The sequence below is a fragment of the Bradyrhizobium hereditatis genome, assembly GCF_020329435.1.
GTDB classification, from domain to species: domain Bacteria; phylum Pseudomonadota; class Alphaproteobacteria; order Rhizobiales; family Xanthobacteraceae; genus Bradyrhizobium; species Bradyrhizobium hereditatis.
Window position 1 is genome coordinate 36,636 of the sequence record NZ_JAGKJK010000006.1, and the last position, 26,228, is coordinate 62,863.

Genomic DNA, 26,228 nt, shown 5'->3' on the forward strand with positions numbered 1-26,228 from the left:
GCCCGGCAAGGCTCACCTGCCGCGCCTTGACAGATAACGGTGGAGCATTAACGTGTAGTATCACCTACATTCTGATGTCGCGGCTTATTCCTGTGGCACGATCGGATCGGAGAGGAATATGCGCGCGACCAGGATAGCCCTTGTGGGCACGTCGGCACTGGCCATGGCTTGGCTGAGCAACGCTGCGACACTCGCGCAAACAGCAGCGCCAGCGCCCATGGCGCCTCAGGCCGCGCCTCCTGCCGAAACGCCGCCTCCCGCACAGGCTCCGGCAGCGGTGCAAGCCCCGCCGGCGTCTGCTGCGTCGCAGACGGCGCCGGCACCGGCCACCGCGGCGGGATCGCCGAACGCGCCGGCGGAAATCGATATGCCGCAGGTGACTGTGGAAGGGCGACAGCCCAAGCCGGCACGGCGGGCCGCGCGTGGCGATTCCGGCCGCTCTTCGAGGACCGTTTCGGCGCCGGCGCCGACTCCTGTGCCGCCGACCGCGCCGGCATCGCCTTTCAATCCACCATTCGCCCCATTATCGACGATCGCAAGCGGGCAGATCCAGACCGGCAGCAGCAATGGCGGATTCGGCAGCCTGTTCACCAATATGCCGGGGGCTACTTCCGCCGGCCTGGCAACTGAATCCTCGCGTCCCGTTTTGCGCGGCTTAACCGACGCAAAGGTCCGCATTCAGGAGAACGGCGTAGGCGCCGTAGACGTGTCTGACATCGCGCAGGATCACGCGGTGCCGATCGACCCTCTCGCCATCCAGAAGGTCGACGTTGTGCGGGGACCGGGCGCACTCCGCTTCGGTTCGCAAGCCGTTGGCGGCGTCGTTGACGTCAACAACAATCGGATTCCGACTGCTGCGCCGCTCGGGGGAGTGGCCGCGGAATTGAGGTCCGCCGTGACGAGCGTCAACAGAGGGTGGGAGAGCGGGCTCTTGCTGGATGCCGGCGGCCGCAATGCCGCCGTTCATGCCGACATCTACGGGCGATCCTCCGGCGACTACAATGTTCCAAGCTATCCGTATCTCGCTCCGCCTGTCCCTGCGCCGGCCTTCAACGGCAAGCAGCCGAATTCGGCCTCGCAGAGTGCGGGCGCGGCGATCGGCGGCTCCTATCTTTTCGACGGTGGTTATGCCGGCATCGCTGTCTCCCGTTTCACCAGCGACTACCACGTCCCTGGCATTGCGACCGCGGAAGCCCGTCAGCACAACGACCTCGAGCAAACCAAGATCAGCTCCAAGGGCGAGTATCGTCCGGACGCGAGCACGCTGGCGGCGATCAGGTACTGGACTGGATACTCGGAATACCGGCACGACGAGACAGTGCTTGCCAACACCGGCTTCCAGGAGATTGCTGCCACCTTCAAGAACAGGCAGACCGAGGGAAAGCTCGAGGTCGAGTTCGCGCCCTTCACGACGCCGCTGGGGCCGCTCACCAGCATTGTCGGCGCGCAAGGCGCCTACCAGCAACTGGATACGGCGGGCCAGGCGATCCTGCTTCCGGCCTTGACCAGAACGGCGGCCGCGTACTTCCTCAATGAAGTCAGGCACACCGATACGCTGCGCACGCAGTTGGCCGGACGGATTGAGGGAGTAGCTATCGAGGGAACGGCATTCACTTTTCCGCCGAATCTTCTTCCGCCTCCGGACGAGCCGGGCAGGGCTGCTGCCAAGCTCGACTTCATGCCGAAGAGCATCAGCTTCGGCGTCATCAAGGATCTTCCGTCCTCGCTGGTCGCGAGCCTGACGCTGCAGAGAATCGAGCGTGCGCCGCGTCCCCTGGAACTGTTCGCGCAAGGTCCCGATGGTTCGGAGAAGACGTTCAAGATCGGCAACCCAAATCTCGGCATTGAAACCGCGAACACGGCGGAAGTCGGCTTGAAGCGCACCCATGGCGATTTCAGGTTCGCCGCGAATGCTTACTACACGGCCTACAACAAGTTCATTTTCTCGCGCGCTACCGGCATCTTTTGCCAGGAAACGTTTGCGTCATGCGGAACCGGGACGGACTACATCCAGGTCAACTACGACCAGCGCGATGCAGTTTTCCGCGGCTGCGAACTGGCGTGGCAGTGGGATGCCGCACAACTCGCCAATGGCACTGTCGGCATCGATGGCCAATATGATGTGGTGCGGGCGACATTCACCGACGGCAGCAACGTGCCGCGCATTCCGCCGATGCGTCTTGGGGGCGGCGTCTACTGGCGCAGCGAAAATTGGTTCGTCCGCGCAGGTTGGCTGCATGCGTTTGCGCAGAACGACGTTCCGCAATTCGACACGCCGACCGCTGGATACGACCTGGTCAAGGTGCAGCTCGAGCATCGGAAGTTCTGGAAGGACTCGCCGTGGGGTGCGGTGGAGGTTACGACCGGGCTCGTTGGTGACAATCTGCTCAACGCCAACATTCGCAACGCCGTTCAATTTCACAAGGACGAGATCCTGCAGCCCGGACGCGGCTTCAAGCTGTTCCTCAATGTCAAATACGGTGCCGAAAGGTCGAGCGGACCGCCCGGCACCTGGATCGGCGCGCCGCGCCGGCCCGCTATCGACGGCTTCTTCAAGAGTCCTGTAGCCGAGGCGGCCTGGAATTGGGCGGGAATCTACGCAGGTGGCAACATCGGCTATCTTAGGGGGCAGGGGATCACCAATGCCGCGTTCAACGACGCTGCCAGCGGAGCATCGCTTGCTGGAGCCCGCTTGTCGGCCACCCACAACACCGTCAGCATCGGCGTTCAGTCGGGCTATAACTGGACGTCGGGCAGAATTCTGGCGGGCATCGAGGGAGACTTTGATTATCGCGATCAGCGCGGGCGCAGCGCGGCCGCTTGCCCCGGCAACCTCTGCAACGCGGCGCTCGCTCCACTTGATGCCACAGTGAGCGCAAGTCTGGATTATCGCTTGGGCTGGGTGGCCTCGATTCGCGGTCGCGTCGGAACGTTGGTGACGCCTGATGTGCTAGCCTACGCCACCGCGGGCGTTCCGTTCGGCAAGATCACGACGTCAACTGCCGTCGCGGGATTCGATAATGTGGGTGCCGCGACGACGGCGCCTCTGGATCGGCATGTGTATCGCTTCGGCTGGGCCGTGGGTGGCGGTCTCGAGATGCGGTTGACAGGCAATTGGACCGGAAAGCTCGAATATCTTCACATGGATTTCGGGTCGGTGCGCTCGACACCGCCTACGGCCGTCAACACTGCCGTTGCGTTCGACGCCAACACGCGCGTGACAAGCGACGCGATCAAAGTCGGGGTGAACTACAGGTTTGGTGGAGCTGGTGTCATGGAATGATCGTCGAAGCGAAGCCTCCCGAGCAGACGATCAGTTCCGTGTTCGATCCGCCAACTGTCTATTTTACAGTGAAGCGGATCGGTTGCTTCACGACAACGAACTCGCCGGGGAACGTCGCGGGCGGCGCAGGAAAGGGTTGGGCGCGCTTCAGGAGCGCGATGGCTTCCTCGTCAAGGGCCCCGGAGCCCGAGCTCTGAGTCACACGTGCGCCAACCACCATTCCTTGCCGATCGAGCGTAAACGATACCTGCGCCGTTCCTTGCTCGCGCTTGGCACGTGCGGCTTCAGGATATCGCTTGTTCTTTTCCACGAGGGCAAGGACCTTGGTTCGCCACGTCATCACCGCCTCGGAATTTTTGTCATTCGGCACGCCTTGGGTCGGCGCCGTCGCTACCGGCGCGATCCGCTCGTTGATCGCAGGCGGGGCTGATGTCGTGGCGGCCGCCGCTTGCTGCTGCGGCGTCACCTCAAGCTGCGGTTTGGTCGGGAGCGCCGCGGCAGCATCCGGATTGGGAGCAGGCGGCAGCACGGGTGTTTCGTCCGGCGGTGTCTCCTCAGGCTTCGCTACCGGCTGCGCCTCGGACATCACCTGTTCCGGACCGGGCGCGATATCGGTCGGCGTCGTCGAAGGCGCTGCGGTGAGCGGCGCAAGGTCAACCACGATTGCGCCTGAGGGTTCGGCAGCCACGGTATCATCGGCATGGCGCCAGGTGGCGAGCGCAGCGGTCAATCCAGCATAGACGCACAGCACGGCAAGGCTGCTGAACATCCATCGTCGCAGGTCGGAACGATCCTCGGCTGCAAGCTGCATCATGGTGATGAGGCTTGCTCCATGCCCACCAGGGCGACCTTGAGATAGCCGGCGGCGCGCAGCAGGTTCATGACCTGCATCACTTCGCCATAGGGGACGAGCTTGTCGGCGCGCAGGAAAATGCGGGTATCCTTCTGGCCGCTGGTGCTAGCATCGAGCACGCCGGGCAGTGCGGCTCGGCCGACCGTTTCGTTCCCGACGGAGAGCGACAGGTCGGGCTTCACGGTCAGATAGACCGGCTTGTCGGGCCGCGGCTGCGGCTGGGCGTTCGACGCAGGAAGATCGACAGCGATATCGACGGTCGCAAGCGGGGCCGCGACCATGAAGATGATCAGAAGCACGAGAATGACGTCGATGAACGGCGTCACGTTGATCTCATGGACCTCGGAAAGATCGCCATTGCCCTGATTGAGACCGGCGGCCATGGCTGCTACTCCGCCGCCGCGAGATGCCGCCGCACGAGCAGGGTGCCGCTGTCGAGGTCACGCCCAACCAGCCGCGAGATCTCCGCCGATCCATCTCCGAGCAGCGCCCGATAGGAAGCGATTTGGCGCGCGAACAGATTGTAGATCACGACCGCGGGAATGGCCGCCACCAGCCCCAGCGCGGTGGCGAGCAGCGCTTCGGCAATTCCAGGGGCGACCACGGCGAGGTTTGTGGTTTGCGACTTGGAGATACCGATGAAGCTGTTCATGATGCCCCAGACCGTGCCGAACAATCCCACGAACGGGCCGGTCGATCCGATGGTCGCCAGCACGCCGGTGCCGAAGGCAACGCGTCTGCTCGCCGCCGCCTCGATCTGCTGCAGTCTGGAAGCGATCCTCGCCTTGATGCCTTCCTTGTCCATTCGATCAGTGCTCAACCCGAGCTCGGTGACGGCGCCCTCGAGCAATTGTGCAACCGCGCCTTCACCCACCTGCCGAACGGCGTCATCCGTGCATCTGGCGTTGGCGAGTTCGCGCAAAGCGGCGCGGGCATTCCGCCGCAGCCTCACCAATTCGATGGTTTTCGAGAGCCATACCGTCCAGGTCGCTGCGGTCGCAAAGACCAGGCCGACCATCACCGCTTTGACGACGATATCCGCCTGCATGAACATGCCCCACGGGCTGAGATCCCGGGGCAGCATTGCAGCCCCGACCGCCGTTGCGGCGTCATTGGCTTTGGCCGGGAAGCACGGCAGCAACAGGGGAAGTGTAAGAATGGGAGCGCCGCGGCGGAGCCCGCGTCGAAATGCAGTCCAAGATCGCATCGGGTTGCCTCTGAGGGGGAGATTAACGCCTTAGCCTCATTTTGTAGCATCACCTACGTCTTGGTGTAAATGCCAGCCAGGCAAGCTGGGTGGCCCGTCCGTGCATGGCGGTTCCGATGCAATTCAAGCGACCTGGCGTTTCCCCGGAGATCTCGCGAGCAGGCCGGCGGATGACCCCCGATACCCGCGGTATTTCCTGCCGCATTTGTCAATTGCCGGGCTTGCCGCCGGTGGTGTAAAGCGGCGCATCGTTGGCGCTTATTCTCATTCTAAAACGCCATTCCGCCCGGGAACCGCTTGATGACGCTGTGGTTTGTGTTCGCGCTGATGACGGTCGCGGCGATCTTCGCCGTGCTCTGGCCATTGAGCCGCAGCTCTTCCGCGAAAGGGGGCGGCAGTGAGACGGCGGTCTACAAGGATCAGCTCGCCGAAATCGATCGCGACGTCGCCGCCGGGCTGATCGGCGTGGCCGAGGCCGAGGCCGCGCGGGTCGAAATCGGCCGCCGCCTGCTCGCCGCTGCGGAGGGCGAACGCGACCTGCCGTCGGGCGCAAATCTCGGCCTGCGCCGCGCCTCGGCGATCCTGGCTTTGATCGGTTTGCCGATCGCAGCCGTGACGTTCTATCTGTCGCTGGGATCGCCGCGTCTTGGGGATTTCCCGCTGGCCTCGCGCGTGCGGACGGCCGACGCCAACCAGCCGATCGAAAACATGGTGGCGCAGGTCGAAGCGCATCTGGAAAAGAATCCGACCGACGGCCGCGGTTGGACCGTGCTGGCGCCGGTGTTGGCGAGGCTCGGCCGGTTCGATGATGCTGTCAGGGCCTATCGCAACGCGATCAACTACGCTGGAGACAGCGCCGAGCGCCGCTCCGATCTCGGCGAGGTCCTTGCGGGCGCGGCAGGCGGCGTCGTCACGGCGGAGGCCAAGGCCGAATTCGAACGCGCGGTGGCGCAGAACGCCGATGAGCCCAAGGCCAATTATTTCCTCGGGCTGGCTGCCGAACAGGACGGCCGCCAGGCCGACGCCGCCGCGATCTGGCAAGGCATGCTCGCCAAGGCGCCGGCCGACGCGCCATGGCGCCCGCTGCTCCAGTCGGCCCTGGCGAGGGTCGGTGCACCGGCCGCGCCGGCGGTCTCCGGAGACGCGATGGCCGCAGCCAAGGACATGAATGAAGACGACCGTAACGCGATGATCCGCGGCATGGTCGACCGTCTCGCGACGCGGCTGAAGCAGAACGGCGACGATGTCGAGGGATGGTTGCGGCTGGTGCGAGCCTATATGGTGATGGGTGAGCGCGATAAGGCGGTGAGCACGCTCACCGAGGCGCGGCAGGCGGTCGGGAGCGACGCGGAACGCTTGCGCCAGCTCAATGACGGCCTGAAGAAACTCGGGCTTGATGGATGAACGGGACGGCGGCAGCTGGAAGGCACGATAAGGAACAGAAATGACACGCAAGCAACGGCGTTTGACCATGATCGGCGGCTCGCTCGCGGTGCTCGCGGTTGCGGCAGGGCTAGTGCTGAACGCCATGCGCGATTCCATCGTGTTCTTTTCCACGCCGACCATGGCGGCCGAGAAGCAGATTCCAACCGGCAAGCGGTTCCGTCTTGGGGGCCTGGTTCAGCCGGGATCGCTCGTGAAGGGCGACAATCTCGCGGTCAATTTCAGCATCGCCGACGGCAGTGCCGCGCTGCCGGTCGCCTACAAGGGAATTTTGCCGGATCTGTTCCGCGAGGGGCAGGGCGTCATCGCCGAGGGCGCGCTGGATGCCTCCGGCGTGTTCAAGGCCGACACGGTTCTCGCCAAGCATGACGAGACCTACATGCCCAAGGATGTCGCCGACGCCTTGAAGAAGCAGGGGCACTGGAAGGACGATTACGCGAAGCAGGGCACCACGGCGGCACAGGCCCAAGGAACTATCCAGGGAACCACGAAGTGATCGCAGAAGCCGGCCACTACGCGCTGGTGCTGGCGCTCGCGCTGGCGCTGATCCAGTCCACCGTGCCGATCGCGGGCGCGCGCTGGGGCGATCATGCATTGATGAATGTCGCGCGCTCCACGGCGCTCGCGCAGCTGCTGTTCGTGGGCGCATCGTTCACGGCGCTGACGATGCTGCACGTGGTCTCGGATTTCTCCGTCGTCAACGTGTTCGAGAATTCGCACTCGGCGAAGCCGCTGCTCTACAAGATCACCGGCGTGTGGGGCAATCACGAAGGATCGATGCTGCTGTGGGTGTTGATCTTGGCGCTATTCGGCGGCTTGGTTGCGGCTTTTGGCAACAATCTGCCGCTGTCGCTGCGCGCGCATGTGCTGGCGGTGCAGGGCTGGATCGCCGGCGCCTTCTATCTCTTCATCCTCGTCACCTCGAATCCATTCCAGCGCATTGCAAGCCCACCGATCGAGGGGCGCGATCTCAATCCGGTGCTCCAGGACATCGGCCTCGCGGTGCATCCGCCGATGCTTTATCTCGGCTATGTTGGCTTCTCGATATCGTTCTCCTTTGCGGTTGCCGCCCTGATTGAAGGCCGCATCGACGCCGCATGGGCGCGCTGGGTGCGGCCGTGGACGCTTATGGCGTGGATCTTCCTCACGCTTGGCATCGCCATGGGCTCGTATTGGGCCTATTACGAACTCGGCTGGGGTGGCTGGTGGTTCTGGGACCCGGTGGAAAACGCGTCGCTGATGCCATGGCTCGCCGGCACAGCGCTGTTGCATTCCGCGGTCGTGATGGAAAAGCGCAACGCGCTGAAGGTCTGGACCATCCTTTTGTCGATCCTGACCTTTTCGCTATCGCTGCTCGGCACCTTCCTGGTGCGCTCGGGTGTATTGACCTCCGTGCATGCATTCGCGACCGATCCTGCGCGCGGCGTGTTCATCCTGCTGATCCTGTGCCTGTTCATCGGCGGCAGCCTGTCGCTTTATGCCTGGCGCGCATCGACGCTGAAGCAGGGCGGGTTGTTCGCACCGATCTCGCGTGAAGGCGCGCTGGTGCTCAACAATCTCTTTCTCACCTCGGCCTGCGCCACCGTGTTCATCGGCACGCTGTATCCGTTGGCGCTCGAGGTGTTGACCGGCGACAAGATTTCGGTCGGCGCACCGTTCTTCAATCTGACTTTCGGGCCGTTGTTTGTGCCGCTCTTGCTTGCGGTACCGTTCGGTCCGCTCCTGGCGTGGAAGCGCGGCGATCTATTCGGTGCGGCGCAGCGGCTGACGGCCGCTGGTGTCGTGGGGCTGGTCGCGATTGCGGTGCTCTTTGCATGGACCCATGGCGGCGCCACGCTCGCGCCGCTCGCGATCGGGCTTGCGGTGTTCGTCATTGCCGGGGCGATCACAGACCTCGCCGAGCGCATCGGGCTGTTCCGCGTGCCCTTCACGAGCGCCATCGCGCGCGCGCGCGGATTGCCGCGCGCGACCTGGGGCACGGTTTTCGCGCATGCCGGCATGGGCGTCGCGTTGATCGGCATCGTTTGCGAAACCACCTGGAACAGCGAATATATCGGCACGATGAAGCCGAACGACGTCGCAACCGTCGCCGGCTATCAGCTGAAGCTCGACGAGATCACGCAACGCCAGGGCCCCAATTTTCGCGAGATGATCGCTCAGTTCACGGTTCGCGACGGCGAGACGCTTCAGGTGATGACGCCGTCGAAGCGTAATTTTACCACGCGCGGCTCTTCGACCACCGAGGCCGCGCTGCTGACGCGCGGCGCCAGCCAGCTCTATATTTCGCTCGGCGACACCAATGCCGATGGCGCTATCGCGGTGCGCATCTATCACAAGCCGCTGGTGCTGTTGATCTGGTGGGGCCCGGTGCTGATGGCGTTCGGCGGCCTGCTGTCACTGTCGGACCGCCGCCTGCGCGTTGGCGCACCGAAGCCTGCAAAGGCAGCCCGCGCCCTGCAACCGGCGGAGTGAGCCGTTGAAGAAGCTCCTAGCCAGCCTATTCATTGCCTTCGCGATGTCGGTCGCGCCGGCCGCTCACGCTGTGCAGCCCGACGAGATCATGGCGGACCCTGCGAAGGAAGCCCGCGCGCGCGATCTGTCGCGCGAGCTGCGCTGCATGGTGTGCCAGAACCAGTCGATCGACGATTCCGACGCGCCGCTGGCGCGCGACCTGCGGCTTCTGGTGCGCGAACGCATCGCGAGCGGCGACAGCGACAAGCAGGTGATCGATTTCCTGGTGGAGCGTTATGGCGAGTTCGTGCTGCTCAAGCCGCGCCTGTCATTGCACACGCTGTTGCTGTGGCTGCTGCCGCCGCTCGCCTTGATCGGCGGCGGACTGGCGCTCTGGTTCTACAACCGCCGACGCCCCAATGCTGGTAGCTCGATCGATCCGGCGCTGTTGCACCTGACGGAAGAGGAAGAGGCGAGGCTGGAGCGCCTGCTCGCGGCTGATGCGTCGGACAAGAAGGCCTGAGCCTGCTATTGCAAAGGGCCGGTTTCAGCTATGAAATTCTCTGTCAGAATAATCATAACCCAGGGGGAAACCGGATATGGCCTTTTCACTCTACGACGCCAGCGTGGCGAATTATCTGCAGACCCTCGGCGCGGTCAGTGGCTTCCTCGAGCGCGGCCTCAAGCATTTTCGCGACAACAACGTCGATCCGGAAACGATGGTCGAGGCGCGGCTGGCGCCGGACATGCTGCCGCTGCGTTTCCAGATCATCTCGGTCGCCCAGCATTCCCGCGGCGCCATCGAGGGCGTGCAAAGCGGAGAGTTTCGTCCGCCCGCATCCAAGACGCCGTATGATTACGCAGGGCTGCAGGGATTGGTTACGCAAACCCGCGAAGCCTTGTCGGCATGGACGCCGGAGGCAGTCAATGCGCTCGGCGGCCGCGATGTCGTGTTTCACATCGGCGACCGGCAATTACCGTTCACGGCGGAGGATTTCCTGATGTCGTTTTCGCTGCCCAATTTCTATTTCCACGCCACCACGGCTTACGACATCCTGCGCACCAACGGCGTGCCGCTCGGCAAGCGGGATTTCATGGGGCGGCTGAAGCTGAAGGGCTGAGCGGCTAGGAACAAGGCGAAGCGCTAAGTTGCCCGTGGCCAGTAGCCTGCGAAGAGGACCACCGGTCATGCTTTTCCGGCGGGCAGGGGGTACGCCCGCTGATGGCCATTTCTCAGCCAGCGCTAAGTCATTGATTGCCTGCGCTATTCTGCCGCATCCACACCCCCCCGCATTACAAAAGTTTAATTCCCCAGCCAGCGGTTGGTAAGGCGCCAAACCCCATCTTCAGGTCCTGTCAGGTGCCAGCCCCCGCACCGTAGAAGAATGAAGAATTCAGGCTCTGGAGATTTCAAGAATGACCGAACGTCCCGTCGATCTTTCCTCACTACCGTCCTACGGCGCGCCGCGTCGTTCGCTGTTCTCCGCGCGTAAATTCGCGCTGATGGCTTCCGTCGTCGCCGGCCTTGGCGCTGCCGTGTATGGCTTCTCGCCGCAGCAGGGCCCGCTGGATGTCTTCGCCAGCGCGGCGCACGCGCAGGTCAACCAGGAGGTCCGCAAGGTTGAGCGGCCGATTGGCTTTGCCGACATTGTCGAGCGCGTGAAGCCGTCGGTGATTTCGGTCAAGATCAACATCGCCGACAAGAGCAGCAAGGACGACAGCGCCAATAAGGATGACGACTCGCCGTTCCCGCCGGGCTCGCCGATGGAGCGCTTCTTCCGCCGCTTCGGCGGTCCGGATGGCTTGCCGCCCGGCCTGCGCGGTGGGCCGCGTGGCGGCCGTGGCCCGGTGACGGGTCAGGGTTCCGGCTTCTTCATCTCGCCTGACGGCTATGCTGTGACCAACAACCACGTGGTCGACGGTGCCGACAAGGTCGAGATCACGATGGACGACGGCAAGACCTACACCGCGAAGGTGATCGGCACCGATCCGCGCACCGACCTCGCACTGATCAAGGTCGAGGGCCGCAGCGACTTCCCGTTCGCCAAGCTGTCCGACGGCAAGCCGCGGATCGGCGACTGGGTGCTGGCGGTCGGTAACCCGTTCGGCCTCGGCGGCACCGTGACTGCCGGCATCGTGTCGGCGTCCGGCCGCGACATCGGCAACGGCCCGTATGACGACTTCATCCAGATCGACGCGCCCGTGAACAAGGGCAATTCCGGCGGTCCGGCGTTCGATATCAATGGCGAAGTGATGGGCGTCAACACCGCGATCTATTCGCCGTCCGGCGGCAGCGTCGGTATCGCGTTCTCGATTCCCGCCGCGACGGTGAAGAACGTGGTCGCACAGCTCAAGGACAAGGGCACGGTCAGCCGCGGCTGGATCGGCGTCCAGATCCAGCCGGTGACATCAGAGATCGCCGACAGCCTCGGCATGAAGAAGGCGGAAGGTGCGCTGGTGGCGGAACCGCAGGCGAACGGTCCGGCGGCGAAGGCCGGCATCCAGTCCGGTGACGTCATCACTGGCGTTAATGGCACGCCGGTCAAGGATGCCAAGGAGCTCGCCCGCACCATCGGCGGTCTGTCGCCCGGCACAGCGGTGAAGCTCAACGTGCTGCAGAAGGGCCAGGAGAAGGTCTTCAATCTCACGCTCGGCCAGTTGCCGAACACGGTCGAGGCCAAGGCGGACACCGATAAGGAAGACCGTGGCGGCGCCACCAAGGGAACCGGTGTGCCGAAGCTTGGCCTGACGGTGGCTCCTGCCAACAGTGTGGCCGGTGCCGGCAGGGAAGGCGTCGTGGTCACCGAGGTCGACCCGAAGAGCGCGGCAGCCGAACGCGGCTTCAAGGAAGGCGACGTCATTCTCGAAGTCGCCGGCAAGAGCGTCGCGACAGCCGGCGAGGTGCGTGAGGCGATCGACGCCGCGCGGACGGAGAACAAGAACAGCGTTCTCATGCGCGTGAAGAGCGGCGGTTCGTCGCGCTTCGTCGCGGTGCCGCTGGCGAAGGGCTAAACGAGGACTAGATACCAGATGGAGGGTTTCGCCGGCATTCGTCGCCCCCGCCGACGTCTCCTTCCGGGGAGCGGGTGCAAAACTCGCTCCCTCTGGCAACCTTCCAGCGGAACACGCCCCCCTCCGTCGGAAGGGCCTAAGGGCGGTGAGGTCCCCCAGCTTCACCGCCCGCTCTTTTCACTTGATCGAGAAGACGGCCGGCCGCCTTGCATGTGCAGGGCGGCCGCGCCATGGTGAGAGAGGCTAAATCCCGTGACCGCAACTGCCCCGCAAATGCGTCTGCTGATCATCGAAGATGACCGCGAGTCCGCCGACTATCTCGTCAAGGCGTTCCGTGAAGTCGGCCATGTCGCCGATCTCGCGAGCGATGGCGAGGAGGGCCTGTCGATGGCCGACGGCGGCGATTACGACGTTCTGGTGGTGGACCGCATGCTGCCCAAGCGCGACGGTCTCTCGGTGATCGGCGCGTTGCGCGAGAAGGGCAACCGCACGCCGGTTTTGATCCTGTCCGCGCTCGGCCAGGTCGATGACCGTATCAAAGGCCTGCGCGCCGGCGGCGACGACTATCTGCCAAAGCCCTATTCATTCGCCGAGTTGCAGGCGCGCGTCGAAGTGCTGTCGCGCCGCAATGTCGGTCCGGCGGAAGAGACCACCTATCGCGTCGGGGACCTCGAGCTCGATCGCCTTTCCCACCGTGTCGCCCGCGGCAAGGACGAACTGACGCTGCAGCCGCGCGAGTTTCGCCTGCTCGAATATCTGATGAAGCATGCGGGCCAGGTGGTGACGCGCACCATGCTGCTCGAAAACGTCTGGGATTATCATTTCGATCCGCAGACCAACGTCATCGATGTGCATATTTCGCGGCTGCGCTCCAAGATCGATAAGGGTTTTGACCGGCCCTTGCTGCACACGATCCGCGGCGCCGGATATATGATCCGTGACGGCCTTCGGTAAGCTGATCCGCACCACGGCGTTCCGGCTGACGCTGGTCTATCTGTTTTTGTTCGCGCTGTTTGCGGCGTCGCTGCTCGGCTATTTCGCCTGGAATACGCGGCGGCTGATCAACGAGCAGATCACCGCCACGGTGAACGCTGAGACTGCCGAGATCACCGACATCTACAACCGCCGCGGCCTGCGCGGCCTCGTCTACTCGCTCGGCAACCGCGCGCTGCGGCCGGGCGCCAATCTCTATCTCGTCACCACGCCTGAAGGGAAAGCGATCGGCGGCAATGTCGGCGCGCTGGCGCCTGGCGTCATGGCCTCGATCGGCTGGTCTGAAACCGGTTATCGCCGACTCGACGAGCAGGACACCGCAGATCATCGCGCGCTGGTGCGTGTCACCGAACTTACCAATGGTTTTCGCCTCCTGGTCGGCCGTGACCTTGAAGAGCGACGCCGATTGTTCGGCATCGTCGCCAATGCCGCGCAATGGTCGCTGCTCGTCGTTATCGTGCTCGGTATCGGCGGCGGCATCTTCGTGGCGCGGCGGGTGCTGCAACGGATCGATGCGATGACCGGCACGACAAAGCGGATTATGGCCGGTGACCTTTCCGGGCGCCTGCCGGTCGGGCGCAGCGGCGACGAACTCGATCGTCTTGCGGAAAGCCTCAACGCCATGCTGGAGCGCATCGAGGCGTTGATGACGGGGCTGAAAGAAGTCTCCGACAACATTGCCCATGATCTGAAAACGCCGCTGACGCGCCTGCGCAATCGCGCCGAGGAGGCGCTGGCGAGGTCGGGCAGCGAAGCGGAATATCGTGCGGCGCTGGAACGGACGATCGAGGAATCCGATGGCCTGATCCGTACCTTCAACGCGCTGTTGATGATCGCGCGTGCCGAGTCCGGGCAGGCCCGCGGCAACATGGATGATTTCGATGCGGCCGATGTCGCCAAGGGCATCCACGAATTGTATGAGCCGCTGGCCGAAGACGACGGCATGACCCTGCGCGTCAAAACTACGGCCGCGCGCGTGCATGGCAACCGTGAGCTGATCAGCCAGGCACTTGCCAACCTGGTCGAGAACGCGATCAAATATGGCAAGCCCTCGACCGTGATCCAGCCGCTCGACCCTGTTGCTGCCGCGCGGACCCACGAGGTCCTGATCGAGGCGCGGCGCGAGGGTGACCGCGTGCTGCTGAGTGTTACCGACCATGGACCCGGCATTCCCGAAAGCGACCGAAAACACGCAGTGGAGCGATTCGTGCGGCTCGAGGCGAGCCGGACGCTGCCGGGTTCCGGCCTTGGCCTCAGCCTCGCATCCGCGGTGGCGACCCTGCATGGCGGCGAGCTCCGGCTTGGCGACTCGCATCCGGGTCTGACCGCGACGCTGGTCATCCCGGCGCTATCCGCCGCAAGTGACAGGCTTGCCGCGCAAACGCCGGATGTGCCACAGAAGGTGGCATGAATTCCTCGATCCTGGCCGCGCGGTTCGTCTGCGGGCCGCACATCCCAGTCGAAAGCAACGCCGAACAACGCTTCAGGGCTTGGCTCGCCGAGCTGGAGCCGACGCAGGCGGCCGAGATCGAGGCGTGGCTCAAGCATCCGTTTCCCAGGGATATCCTGCTCGGCATTGCCGAATTCTCGCCCTACCTTTTCGACCTGATCCGCGCCGACGCCGCGCGGCTGATCCGCCTGTTGGCATGCGATCCGGAACGGCATCTCGCCGCGGTGATCGAGAAAACTTCGCAGGACGTGCTCACGGCCGCCAGCGAAGCCGACGTGATGCATCTGCTTCGCCGCATGAAGTCCGAGGCCGCGCTATTGATCGCACTGTGCGACATTGGCGGGGTCTGGCCGGTGATGCGGGTGACGGCGGAGTTGACCGATCTGGCGATCGTCTCAGTGCAGACGGCGGTGCGTTTTCTGCTGCGCCAGGAGATCGCCCGCGGCCGCATGACCGCCGTCGATCACGAACGGCCGGAGGAGGGCTCCGGTCTGATCGTGCTTGCCATGGGCAAGATGGGTGCGGGCGAACTGAACTATTCCAGCGATATTGACCTGATCGTCTTCTTCGATTCCGCCGCGACGTCGCTGTTACAGGACATCGAGCCGGCGCCGTTCTTCGTGCGCGTGACGCAGGCGATGGCTCGCCTGTTGCAACAACGCTCCGGCGAGGGCTACGTGTTTCGCGTCGATCTGCGGCTGCGGCCGGATCCGGCGTCGACTCAGGTCGCGATCTCGACCGAAGCGGCGCTGCATTATTACGAGCGGGAAGGGCGGACCTGGGAACGCGCGGCCATGATCAAGGCGCGCGTTTGCGCCGGCGACGCCAAGGCTGGCGAGGCGTTACTCGCGGAACTGTCGCCGTTCGTCTGGCGCAAGCATCTGGATTTTGCCGCGCTCGCTGACGTCCACGACATGAAGCGGCAGATGCAGACCTATCGCGGGCAGAGCGAGATTTCGGTCGAAGGCCACAACGTCAAGGTCGGTCGCGGCGGCATCCGCGAGATCGAGTTTTTTGCGCAGACGCAGCAGCTCATTGCCGGCGGCCGCCATCCTGAATTGCGGGTACGCCCGACGCTGCACGCCCTGCAGGTGCTGGCCACCAGCAACTGGATCAGCTTTCAGGCCTGCGATGAGCTGACGGCAGCCTATGAATTCCTCCGCTGCGTCGAGCACCGGCTGCAGATGATGTGCGACGAGCAGACCCACACGCTGCCCGAAGACGCCGAGGCCGTGGAGCGTTTCGCGAATTTTTTCGGCTATGCGAGCCGCGCCGCCTTTGCGAAAGACCTGCTCGGCCATCTCAACATCGTGCAGGGGCACTACGGCAAGCTATTCGAGGGTGATCCGACCGGCACGGCCAAACTGCCGCAGCTCAACTATGCCGCGGGTCCTGAGGACCCGCGGCTGCTCGATCATCTTTCGACGCTCGGCTTCAAGAAGCCGGTCGCGGTGGCCGGCACGCTGCAGCTCTGGATGCAGGGTAACTACCGCGCGCTGCGCAATGAAGCGACCAAGGCCGCTTTCATCGAGTTGGTGCCGGGCCTGATTGACGGCCTTGCGCATGCCGAAGACCCCGATGACGCGGTGATCGCCTTCGATCGTTTTCTCGGCGCATTGCAGCGTGGCAGCCGGCTGATTTCACTCTTGAGAGAAAACCGCGAATTCGTCGCGCTGGTGGCGTTGATCCTCGGCGCAGCGCCGCGGCTCGGCGACATGCTGGCGCGCCAGCCGCAGATCATGGATGGCTTGATCGATCCCCGTTTCTTCGGCGCGATGCCGGACCAGAAGGAATTGTCGGCGCGGCTGGCGACGACGCTGAAGGACGCGGATTCCTACGAAGACTTTCTCGATCGCCTGCGGCTATTCGGCCAGGAGAGCCTGTTCCTGATCGGCACGCGCATCCTGTCCGGCACGGTATCCGCGCAGCAGGCCAGCGTTGCCTTTGCCGACGTGGCCGAGGGCATCGTGCATACCGTGCACGGGCTGGTCACGGATCAGTTCGCCACCCAATACGGCCGCATCAAGGGACAGGAGACCGCAATCGTGGCGATGGGCCGGCTCGGCAGCCGCGAGATGACAGCCTCGTCAGATCTCGACTTGATCCTGCTCTATAATTTCGATCCTGATAATCCTGACTCCGACGGCGAACGCTCGCTGCACGGTGCGCAATATTTCGCGCGCCTGACCCAGCGGCTGATCTCGGCGTTCACGACGCGGACCAATTACGGCGTGCTCTATGAAGTCGACATGCGGCTCCGTCCGTCGGGCCGCGCCGGCCCGCTGGCCTCGCACATCGATTCCTTTGCCGGCTACCAGGAGCGCGAGGCGTGGACCTGGGAGCATATGGCGCTGACGCGGGCGCGGGTGATTTCGGCATCACCCGCATTTCGCCAGAAGATCGAGGATATCATCCGCAGCGTGCTGACGCGGCCGCGCGATGCGGCTTCCACCGCCGGCGACGTCGCCGACATGCGCCGGGCCATTGCCCAGGAAAAGGGCGAGGGCGATATCTGGGATCTCAAGCTCGCCGCCGGCGGGCTCGTCGATATCGATTTCATCGCGCAATATCTGCAGCTCGTTCACGCCGCGGAGAAACCCGATATCCTCAGCGTGTCGACGCTGCAGGTGCTCGACAATGCCGCGCGCCTCGGCGTGCTGCCGCAGTCCGACGCCGAGATTATGCGCCAGGCGGCACGCCTCTATCACGATCTCACGCAAATTCTCCGGCTCTGCGTCACCGGAAAATTCAATCCGGCGACCGCGGGCGAGAATCTCTTGCGCGTCATGGCCCGCGCCGGCGACACGCCGGATTTCTCGACGCTCGAGGCGAGGGTGCGCGAGACGCAGGCAGAGGTGAGGCGGGTCTTCCAGGCTTTGGTGGGCGGAGATTAGACGTTGACCCGCCCGTCATCGTGACAAGGCGCGTTAGTCGAATCGCGCTGTCGCGGTCTTGCCGTCGGGCGAGGTGAACTGAACTGCTCCCTTGGGCTGAGCCGGCAGGACCGTAGCCGCCATTCCGCTCAACGCGTTCTTCTCTGACGGCGCGAGCGTGACGCGCTCTGCTTTTCCTCCCGAGTTGAGGATGGCGACACCCTTGAATCCCTTCGGATCGATCGGCTTATCATCTTCACCAATGAGGAAGACCTCAACGCTCTTATCGTTCACCACGAGTTCCGCATGATAGCCGCCGGCATCGCCGACGCGCCCTCCGTGCGAACCCTTCGGCTCGTGTGCGTGCGCCGGCAGTCCGGCCAGCAGGGCAGCGCCCAGAACGAGATATCTAAGCATCATGGGTGGGTCTCCTTTCAAGACGTAAGCGATCAATAGGAATGTGAGGCAGCATGATCTGCGACAGACTCGTCGGGGCGCCGCTGCATCAGCCGCATCAGGGGCTTCTTGCCGAACATGAGGAACAGCACGGGCGTAATCAGCGCATCGAGCAAGGTCGCGCTGATCAGTCCGCCAAAGATCGTCACCGCGACGGGATGCAGGATTTCCTTGCCCGGCTCGTCTGCCGCGACAAGCAGCGGCAGCAGCGCAAGGCCCGCTGAAAGCGCGGTCATCAGCACGGGTGTCATGCGCTCGAGGCTTCCGCGGATCACAAGCGCCGGCCCGAACTCCATCCCTTCCTGCAAGGCAAGATTGATGTAGTGGCTTATCTTGAGAATCCCATTGCGTGTGGCGATTCCCGTCAGGGTGATGAAGCCGATCATGCTGGCGACGGATAGCGGCTGGTCGGTCAGTGCCAGTGCCGCTACCGAACCGATCAGCGCAAGCGGCACCCCGCCCATGATGATCAACGCGAGCACGGTAGAGCGGTAGCGGCTGTAGAGGATCGCAAAGATCAGCGCGAGGGAGAGGGCTGAAAGAATAGCTATTCGGCGACTGGCTTCTTCCTGAGCCTGGAATGTGCCTTCGAGGCTCGCGGTGACGCCCTGTGGCAGGCTCGTCGCTTGCAATTCGGCGCGAATGCGGCGCACGATCTCGGCCATATCGGTTTTGCCGTCGGAGTTCGCGAGCACGACGATGCGCCTGCGGCCGTTCTCTCTCAGGATTTGGTTCGGCCCGTCCGTCTCCTTCACATCAGCAATCTGACGGGCCGGTATCCAGCCGGAGGGAGTCTTGATCAGGAGCTCGCCGAGCTTCTCGGTGGTGCGTAGCCGCTCGGGCAATCTCATGACGACGTCGTAGCGCTTGTAGCCGTCGACCACGCGCGAGATGACGCGACCGCTCGATAGCCGCGATAGCTGTTCCGTAACAGCGCCGGGCTGCACACCGTACAAGGCGGCCCGCGTATAGTCGACGCGGACTTCGAGTTGGGGAATGCGGACCTGCTTTTCAACCTGGAGGTCCTGGATGCCGTCGATCTTGGCGAGCCGCCCACGGAGTTCTTCCGCGCTGTTTCGCAGCGTGTCGAGGTCGTCGCCGAACAGTTTGAGGGCGAGTTCGGCTCGAATGCCCGAGAGCAGGTGATCAAGCCGGTGCGAGATCGGCTGTCCGACATTGATCGAGAGCGGAAGCACCGAAAGCCGGGAACGAATGTCCGCGACGATCTCGGGTTTTGGTCGCCGTGAGGGCTTGAGATCGACATCAATTTCCGAGGAATGGACGCCTTCCGCGTGCTCGTCCAGCTCGGCGCGCCCTGTTCGGCGCCCGACGCTGATCACTTCCGGCACATCGAGCAGCAGGCGTTCCGCGATAGAGCCGACCCGGCTGGATTCCGAAAGCGAGACGCCTGGGGCGAACGCAATATTGATCGTGAAAGTGCCTTCGTTGAAGGCCGGCAGGAACGCGCGCTTCAAGGCGAATACGCCGGCGCCGGCGCTGAGCACCGCGAGCGCCGTCACGCCAAGCAGCAATCCTTTGTGAGCGAAAGCGAACCGCAGTGCCGCATGGTTGACGGACTTGAGCTTGCGAACAAGCCAGCTCTCCCGTTCAGCAAGCCGCTTCATCCCGGGCAGCAGGTAATAGGCCAATACCGGCGTCAGCGTGATCGAAACCAAAAGACTCGCGAGGATCGAGATGATGTAGGCGTGGCCGAGCGGCGCGAACAGCCGTCCCTCGATGCCCGACAGCGCAAACAGCGGCACGAACACAAGGACGATGATCATCGTGGCATAGACGATTCCCGATCGCACTTCGTTGGATGCGGAAACCACCACGTCGAAAACTGAACGGGGATTGCCTTGCTCCCTGTTCTCACGGAGCCTGCGGAAGATGTTCTCGACATCGACGACGGCGTCATCGACCAGCTCGCCGATGGCGATCGCAAGTCCTCCCAGGGTCATCGTATTGATGGACAACCCGAGCAGCTTGAAGATGATGGCGGTGGTCAGGATCGAGACCGGGATCGCCGTCAGCGAGATGGCTGTGGTGCGCCAGTTGAGGAGGAACGCGAACAGGATCGCCGCCACGACGAGCGCTGCTTCGAGCAATACTCGTAAGAGGTTCTGGATCGAGTTTTCGATGAAGTCGGCCTGCCGGAATATGATCTCGTTGGCTTTCACGCCGGACGGCAGGCTGGGCTCCAGCTCCGCGAGCGCCTGCGTGATCTGTTGCGTCAGCTGCACTGTATCGACATTGGGCTGCTTCTCGATCGAGACGATCACAGCGGGCCTGCTCATATAGCCCGCATCGCCGCGTTTGACCTTGGGCGCAAACTCGACGTTCGCCACCTGCCGCAGCAGGATGGGACGCCCTTCGATCGTGGTGACGACGATGTTGCGCAGGTCTTCCAGGCTCGTGGTGCGCCCGATATTCCGGATCAGATATTCGCGGGCATGCTGGTCGGTGAACCCGCCGCCGGTATTGGTGCCGAACTGCCGGAGCGCCAGCTCGACTTGCTCATAGCTCACACCGAGTGCGCGCAACGCGGAAGGCAGCGGCGCAATCCGGTACTGACGAACCTCGCCGCCGATCGGGATCACCTGCGCGACGCCGGGTATGGAGAGCAATCGCGGCCTGATCGTGAAATCGGCGATCTCGCGCACCTCCATCGGGGAGGCGGACTTAGACGTCACCGCGACGAGCAGAATTTGACCCATGATCGAACTGATGGGGCCAATCTGCGGTGTGACGTTCAAAGGCAGTTGGTCCTGCACCCACGCGAGACGTTCCGCGACCAGTTGGCGGTTGCGGTAAATATCGGTCCGCCAGTCGAACTCCACGTAGACGATCGAAAGCCCGATGCCGGAGACCGATCGCACGCGGCTGACGCCCGGCACGCCATTCATCTGGGTTTCGATCGGGAAGCTGACGAGCTGCTCGACTTCCGGCGGGGCGTAGCCTTCCGATTCCGTCATGATCGTGACGGTTGGGCGATTGAGGTCGGGGAACACGTCGACCGGCAGCTGGCGGGCGGTATAGGCGCCCAGCACAACCAGGACGCCCGCGATCGCAAGAACGAGGAGGCGGTTGCGAAGGGAGGCGCTGACCAGGAATGTGAACATGGATGTATTCCTTCAGCGCACGTGATCGAGCAGGTCAGCGCCTTGCGACACCACGCGCTTGCCGGAAGCGATGCCGGACACGATCAGCACCCGATCGCCGTCGAGAGGCTCCGTGCGAACACTCCTTGGCACGAACCGCTCGGGGGTGACGTGCTCGTACACGAAATCCTGACCGTTCGACCCACGCACGACGCTGCTGCGTGGCACCGCAAGGCCTTCCTTTGTTTCGTCGGTGGCGACCAGTACGGTCAGGAATTGACCGGCCCTCAGTCCCGCCGTGTCGCCCGTTACGGCAAAGTGCATCGGCACCGACTGGCTGCGGTCGGCAAAGCCGGTACCGCGATAGATCAGGTCGTAATTCCTGCCCGTATATGTCGATGCACGCGCACCTTGCGACGGTTCGAAGCTCTCGAAGCTGAGCGCTTCGACCCATAGCCGCGCGGGATCGATAATATTGAAGACGACGGAGCTCGGCTGGACGATTTGGCCGGCAACGGCGCTGCCTTCGGCGATGATGCCCGCGACCGGGGCGATCAGCGCCTCGGGCTCGCGGCGCGACGCTCTTTCAATCGATGCGCGCCGATCGCGAAGGCCTTCCAGCTCCAGCCGCGTGTCCTCGAGCTGGGTACGAGAAATAGCGCCCGATGGCGCGAGTTGCTCATAGCGCGCGAACCTGCGCTCCACGATCGAGATCTGCTGATCGAGCTCGCCCTGGCGCTGCCGCATGTCGGAAACGTCGATCGCCTGGATAGGCGGCGTGACATAGCCGAGGATATCGCCTTGCTTCACCCGCGTGCCGAGGCGAGGGAAGCCGTCCGGCGGTGCGGAAAGCCGGCCACCGACGGCGGATTGCACGTAGCCGCTGGCATTGGGGTCGGGAATGATCCTTCCCGGAAGTTCAGTGATCTTTTTGTGCTTCGCCTGTTCGGCGATCAGCGTCCGCAGCGCAAATATCCGTTGCACTGTCTTGGGCACGAACACAGTCCCATCCGCCAGGCGCTGGGCGCGTTCGCCTGAAACGATGTTGATTGCGACTTGCGCCTTGTCTTCCTCATGGCCGTGGCCATCATGGCCTTCATGCGCGTACGTGTCGCGGATGCCCGTGAATGCAGCAAGGATGACGACCAAGGCCGCGGCTCGTCTTCCGCGGAGCGCAATGGCCGTCAATAGCACGCCCGTCAGCAGGCCGCCGAGAGCGAGCAGGATCGAATTCCTGCCGATATGTTCGCTCTGATCCGCGTTCGCTTGCACGGCGCTTTGTGCCGGCGCACGCGCGGTCTGAATCGTCATCGGCAAAATGTCGGTGGCATCTCCCGCTGTAACGGTGAAAATGAGGTCGGCACGGTCGTTCTTTGCCACCCACGGCGCCGGCAGGCGGTATGTGCCGTCGGCATTCTCGGTCGCCTTTACGGAACCATCAGGGGTTTCAACTTCAACTATTGCGCCCTTCACCGGCTCGTTCGTGGCGAACCGGTCGATATGGATTTCGAGATGGTCACCACGGACGACAGCAACGATCTCGAACGCGTTGGAATCGGTCTCGCCACGGGGCAACACGCCGGCCGAGACGGCAGGTTGTTCGCCATGGTCATGACCCTCATGGGCAGATGCGGGAGCGGTCGCAGCGCACAGAGCTGCGATTGCCGCGAGAGCACGCAGGGCGCGCCCAAAATGGGAAAACATACCAAAATCCTTCAGCCTGAATGACCGTCAGTTGCGGGCCGCAACACCGGCCACGCAAATTCACTGATCGCTGCGTTCAGACGAAGTATTTGGGAGGGCGCCTGAGGGAATCAGGCGCGCGGTCTGGCATTATCTGGACCGGGACAAACGCAACACGCGTCGTCGACCTGGCCAAGGGGACAAGTTGCGCGAAACTGGGCAGCCCGGCGGCACAGCAGGAAGCGCATACCGACGTGCAGCAGGCGCCGACGCAATTTCGTTCCGAAGTGGCTGGAATCTCGGTCTGGCCTCGCTGGGCCTGTTGCAGCACCGCCTGTGTCGACGACCGTTCGGATCGATCAAAGACGGCGTCGCCATGGCCGCCATGGACCTGAGCAGCGGCATGGTGATGATGGCCAGCATGGGCTTGGGCAACGGACGGCGCGAATGAAAGCACGATCAGGACGATCGCGGCTCCCAGGACGCATATAATTCGTTGCTTTAGCATAACCGTTCAATAGTAGCACAGGTGCGCCCTAAATATCGCCCGGGAACCGGGAATTCAAGACGAGAATGCTGCGGTGCCGATATGGTTATCGCCACATTTATTGCTGCTAATGTCCCGCTTGCGACTTGCATTGAAGGTTTCCGCGGCGCTGGCGGGTTTCGGGGAGGTTCGCGTTTCGACATACGCCTTGGAACCCTTGGTGCCATTATGGATTGTCGCGGGAATAGGAGGCTGGGATGCATACCGAGATCAACATCTTCGAGAAACCCATCGAGCGCATCCGGAAGACGTGCGAGCTGATGGGTCTTGGCGCCGAATTTGACCGCAAGCTGCCGGAGCTCGAAACGCACCTGGAAGGGCTGGTGGCGGAAGGGGAAACCAGCGAGGAACGGCTGGCTGTGAGCGGCCTGACATTTCTCAAGCGGGCCGGATAGGTGTCGAGACGGCCTGTGGATCAGGAAATTTCGCGCGGCAGTTTCCAGGCCGGATCCGGCGCGCAATCCTCTTCTATCTTGATTTCCTTCACGTGATAGCGCGCGGGCAGAACCTGTCCGCCGGCTTCGTCTGCAACCGGGATGTCGGAAATCAGACCATCGTCGAGCGCATGCTTCCAGACCTCCGGCTCGGTCGGCAAGCCAGGTCCGATCTGCCTGTCGCCATTAAAAAGCGCGTAAGCCACGAGCCCCTCCCAAATCAAAACCCCGCCAGCTATCTAAATAACTGACGGGGCTTTTGAGCTGATATTTCTGGAAAGATTTCTCCTTCCGGATCTACCTGCTCAACCGTTCAACGCGGCAGGAGCGATCTCGTTCCCGGCTTTTCGGTGTCGGATGAAAAAATTCCGGGAGGTCTCGTGGGGCACCGCGATACGCATCAATTCCGGTCCGCGGGAAAGATAATGGGTTTCGCTGCGCTCTACCTTCCTTACGAATTGCCGCCTGTCCGCCGATAGCGGAAGTCGCAATGGCTGGCGCCCTGCATGATCGTCTGGGTGCGCGTCAGCTTGACGTCCGCCCCATACCCCTTGGCCGTATCGAAATCCGCCGAGCAAACAAGCAGGAACCCGAGTTCCGGTTCTCCCAGTTCCTTGTAGAATTCAGCGTAGCGGCATCGCGTGACGTCAAATGCAAAAACGTCCTGCGACTGCTCGATCACTTCGTAGTGCAGCGCATCATCGCGGGCATAGGTCGTGAACGCCGACCCAATCGCCTTGCCGAGGTTCTTCTCATTCTTTGAGTGCCAAAATTCTTCGCCAAAGCCGCGGTAAAGGTCGCCGAGCGTCTTTCGCACGATGCTGTTGGCGCGTTCCTCGCCCAGTTCCGCCTGAAGAGCTTTCACAAGCGGGACCAGAACCTGGGCCTGAATCTTGGCTTGTTGGATGACGGGAATGCTCACCGGCAGCCTCCATTCTTGTTCTTGCGTTGGATATCCACGCGCTTCTGGAAGGCAGCCCTATTCGCGTGGAATTCTTGCCACTTTTTCCTGTTCTGACATGGGCCCATTCAACACTGGAGCAGGCGGGGCCAATGCGCAAACTACTATTCGGAATCGCGATCACAATGCCAATTGCCTTTGTGTCCCCCGCAGCCACAGCGCTGCCTGCCGGTCATGCGATGGCTCACGCCCCGCTGGTCAAGGCCGATTTGATTGAGGTGAAGGGCGGGCACGGCCGCGGGCATGGTTGGGGTCGTGGGCACGGTTATCGTCCGTTTGGTTGGAGCCGCGGCCGCAAAGTCGGCTGGCGCGGGCGGGGCTGCCCGCCCGGTCACTGGAAGAAGGGCTGGTGCTGAAACGGAACGGCTAGCCAGTCTTCCTCATAGGCTGGCTTTCATCGATGAAAAGGTCCCACCCGAGATGGGACCTTCACTTCGGCCCAAGGGTTCGGCCCAACACTCGGCGGCTCTTATCCGAATACTTGAGCTGCTGCAAAGCAGAACGCGCCCGCCAACTCTGTCCTGATGGGCGCGTTTGCACATTTAGCAGTCAACCTCAGAAGATGCCTGGCACCAGCGTCGCCACCTTTTCGCGATAGCGCCGGTACTCATTGTCGAACATCGCCACCAGGTCGCGCTCTTCGAGATAGATGCCTACGAAGATATAGGCTGTCGTCACCGCAGCGAACAAGAGATGGCCGAGCGTCATGGTCGGCGTGCACCAGAAGGCGATGATGAAGCCGAGATAGATCGGGTGCCGGATCAAGCGATAGAGGCCAGGCGTCTTGAACTTCATGGGTTCGACCACGCGGCCGGCAAAATGCGAAACGACTTGCGTCAATCCGAACAGCTCGAAATGGCTGATCAGGAACGTGCTGTAGAGCACGATGAGCCAGCCGACAGCGCCGCCCGCGGTCGCGATGCCGGCAAAAACAGGATTGTCGATATGCCAGACCACTGCAGGCATCGGTTGCCATTGCCAGAACAACAGGATCAACGCGAGACTCGTCAGCAACACATACGTCGAGCGTTCAATCGCAGGCGAGGCCAAGCGCACGAACAATCGCTTGAAGCCCTGCCGCGCCATGCCGCTGTGCTGCACGGCAAAGATCGACATCAGCACCAGGTTCGTCAGCAAGGCCGTCATCAGGGATGGTGCCGAACCTGTATTGATGTTCTTCGGTACGGCGTATTGCGAGACGAAGCCGACAGCGTAGAGAAACGTGCCGAGGAAGATCAGATAGACGAGGCCGCCGTAACACAACGTGAGCAGCCTGGTTGCGAAAGAAGCCACAGCCGGAGGGTTGGCAGGACTGTTCGGACCGGTGTGCGTCGTAATCGACATTTCAATCTCCTTCCGTTTGAAATGGTGATGTCTGGCAATGATCTTGGTGAGGACTATCTGAGGCGACGCTGTTTGCGGAGCTCGGCCGCTTTCTCGACGGCTCTATCAAGTGGGCCGCGGTAGATGCGCGTCTGATC

General features: G+C 63.0%; 21 protein-coding genes. 11 read left to right on the top strand and 10 right to left on the bottom strand.

The features are described 5' to 3' along the window. Positions 1-225 precede the first annotated feature (225 nt). Positions 226-591, bottom strand: coding sequence for a hypothetical protein (locus J6524_RS15415; RefSeq protein WP_225672594.1), 366 nt, complete (start codon positions 589-591; stop codon positions 226-228). On the opposite strand from J6524_RS15415, the gene J6524_RS15420 reads away from it, so the two are divergent. Next, positions 476-3,283, top strand: a complete 2,808-nt coding sequence (locus J6524_RS15420) for a TonB-dependent receptor domain-containing protein (RefSeq protein ID WP_225672556.1) — start codon at positions 476-478, stop codon at positions 3,281-3,283. The two genes, J6524_RS15415 and J6524_RS15420, sit on opposite strands and share 116 nt — an antisense overlap. 58 nt (positions 3,284-3,341) lie before the next feature. Here the strand turns inward: J6524_RS15420 and J6524_RS15425 are convergent, their stop codons facing one another. Genes J6524_RS15425 through exbB form a run of 3 tightly spaced genes read right to left on the bottom strand, consistent with a single transcriptional unit; the run spans position 3,342 to position 5,220 of the window. Continuing rightward, a complete protein-coding gene (locus tag J6524_RS15425; RefSeq protein ID WP_225671923.1) occupies positions 3,342-4,097 on the bottom strand; it encodes an energy transducer TonB in 756 nt (251 codons plus the stop codon). Continuing rightward, positions 4,094-4,519 (bottom strand): TonB system transport protein ExbD, encoded by a 426-nt coding sequence (gene exbD / locus J6524_RS15430; RefSeq protein WP_225671924.1) that lies wholly within the window; start codon positions 4,517-4,519, stop codon positions 4,094-4,096. The genes J6524_RS15425 and exbD overlap by 4 nt, the downstream gene beginning before the upstream one ends. A gap of 5 nt (positions 4,520-4,524) precedes the next feature. After that, positions 4,525-5,220, bottom strand: a complete 696-nt coding sequence (gene exbB / locus J6524_RS15435) for a tonB-system energizer ExbB (RefSeq protein ID WP_225671926.1) — start codon at positions 5,218-5,220, stop codon at positions 4,525-4,527. A gap of 423 nt (positions 5,221-5,643) precedes the next feature. On the opposite strand from exbB, the gene ccmI reads away from it, so the two are divergent. From ccmI to J6524_RS15480, 9 genes are all read left to right on the top strand, one after another. Continuing rightward, positions 5,644-6,747, top strand: coding sequence for a c-type cytochrome biogenesis protein CcmI (gene ccmI / locus J6524_RS15440; RefSeq protein ID WP_225671928.1), 1,104 nt, complete (start codon positions 5,644-5,646; stop codon positions 6,745-6,747). A 40-nt stretch (positions 6,748-6,787) separates the two neighbouring features. Next, positions 6,788-7,282: a cytochrome c maturation protein CcmE gene (gene ccmE / locus J6524_RS15445; RefSeq protein WP_225671930.1), complete on the top strand. Its 495-nt coding sequence runs from the start codon at positions 6,788-6,790 to the stop codon at positions 7,280-7,282. Beyond that, positions 7,279-9,258: a heme lyase CcmF/NrfE family subunit gene (locus J6524_RS15450; protein ID WP_225671932.1), complete on the top strand. Its 1,980-nt coding sequence runs from the start codon at positions 7,279-7,281 to the stop codon at positions 9,256-9,258. Before ccmE ends, J6524_RS15450 begins: the two co-directional genes overlap by 4 nt. A 4-nt stretch (positions 9,259-9,262) precedes the next feature. Beyond that, on the top strand, positions 9,263-9,760 hold the full coding sequence (locus J6524_RS15455; protein ID WP_225671934.1) for a cytochrome c-type biogenesis protein: 498 nt from the start codon (positions 9,263-9,265) through the stop codon (positions 9,758-9,760). 76 nt (positions 9,761-9,836) lie between these two features. After that, positions 9,837-10,358, top strand: a complete 522-nt coding sequence (locus J6524_RS15460; RefSeq protein ID WP_225671936.1) for a DUF1993 domain-containing protein — start codon at positions 9,837-9,839, stop codon at positions 10,356-10,358. A gap of 295 nt (positions 10,359-10,653) precedes the next feature. After that, positions 10,654-12,249 (top strand): Do family serine endopeptidase, encoded by a 1,596-nt coding sequence (locus J6524_RS15465; protein ID WP_225671938.1) that lies wholly within the window; start codon positions 10,654-10,656, stop codon positions 12,247-12,249. A gap of 273 nt (positions 12,250-12,522) precedes the next feature. Continuing rightward, positions 12,523-13,203, top strand: coding sequence for a response regulator transcription factor (locus J6524_RS15470; RefSeq protein ID WP_225672558.1), 681 nt, complete (start codon positions 12,523-12,525; stop codon positions 13,201-13,203). Next, positions 13,187-14,653, top strand: coding sequence for a sensor histidine kinase (locus tag J6524_RS15475; protein ID WP_225671940.1), 1,467 nt, complete (start codon positions 13,187-13,189; stop codon positions 14,651-14,653). Before J6524_RS15470 ends, J6524_RS15475 begins: the two co-directional genes overlap by 17 nt. Further along, entirely contained in the window at positions 14,650-17,586 is a 2,937-nt protein-coding gene (locus tag J6524_RS15480; RefSeq protein WP_225671942.1) for a bifunctional [glutamine synthetase] adenylyltransferase/[glutamine synthetase]-adenylyl-L-tyrosine phosphorylase, read from the top strand. The genes J6524_RS15475 and J6524_RS15480 overlap by 4 nt, the downstream gene beginning before the upstream one ends. Positions 17,587-17,619: 33 nt before the next feature. On the opposite strand, the gene J6524_RS15485 is transcribed toward J6524_RS15480, so the two are convergent. The 3 genes from J6524_RS15485 to J6524_RS15495 are packed head-to-tail and all read right to left on the bottom strand — an operon-like array spanning position 17,620 to position 22,826. Beyond that, entirely contained in the window at positions 17,620-17,985 is a 366-nt protein-coding gene (locus tag J6524_RS15485; protein ID WP_225671944.1) for a hypothetical protein, read from the bottom strand. Between the two features lie 29 nt (positions 17,986-18,014). Continuing rightward, positions 18,015-21,143: an efflux RND transporter permease subunit gene (locus J6524_RS15490; RefSeq protein WP_225671946.1), complete on the bottom strand. Its 3,129-nt coding sequence runs from the start codon at positions 21,141-21,143 to the stop codon at positions 18,015-18,017. Between the two features lie 12 nt (positions 21,144-21,155). Then, positions 21,156-22,826 (bottom strand): efflux RND transporter periplasmic adaptor subunit, encoded by a 1,671-nt coding sequence (locus J6524_RS15495; protein WP_225671948.1) that lies wholly within the window; start codon positions 22,824-22,826, stop codon positions 21,156-21,158. A 723-nt stretch (positions 22,827-23,549) separates the two neighbouring features. Between J6524_RS15495 and J6524_RS15500 the strand changes: the two genes are divergently transcribed. After that, positions 23,550-23,747 (top strand): hypothetical protein, encoded by a 198-nt coding sequence (locus tag J6524_RS15500; protein WP_225671950.1) that lies wholly within the window; start codon positions 23,550-23,552, stop codon positions 23,745-23,747. 20 nt (positions 23,748-23,767) lie between these two features. On the opposite strand, the gene J6524_RS15505 is transcribed toward J6524_RS15500, so the two are convergent. The 3 genes from J6524_RS15505 to mddA form a co-directional block, all read right to left on the bottom strand. Continuing rightward, positions 23,768-23,992, bottom strand: coding sequence for a hypothetical protein (locus tag J6524_RS15505; RefSeq protein WP_225671952.1), 225 nt, complete (start codon positions 23,990-23,992; stop codon positions 23,768-23,770). A gap of 245 nt (positions 23,993-24,237) precedes the next feature. Then, positions 24,238-24,708 carry an L-2-amino-thiazoline-4-carboxylic acid hydrolase gene (locus J6524_RS15510; protein ID WP_225671954.1) on the bottom strand — a complete coding sequence of 157 codons (471 nt, stop codon included), beginning with the start codon at positions 24,706-24,708 and terminating at the stop codon, positions 24,238-24,240. A gap of 594 nt (positions 24,709-25,302) precedes the next feature. Then, entirely contained in the window at positions 25,303-26,091 is a 789-nt protein-coding gene (gene mddA, locus J6524_RS15515; protein WP_225671956.1) for a methanethiol S-methyltransferase, read from the bottom strand. Positions 26,092-26,228: the final 137 nt, after the last annotated feature.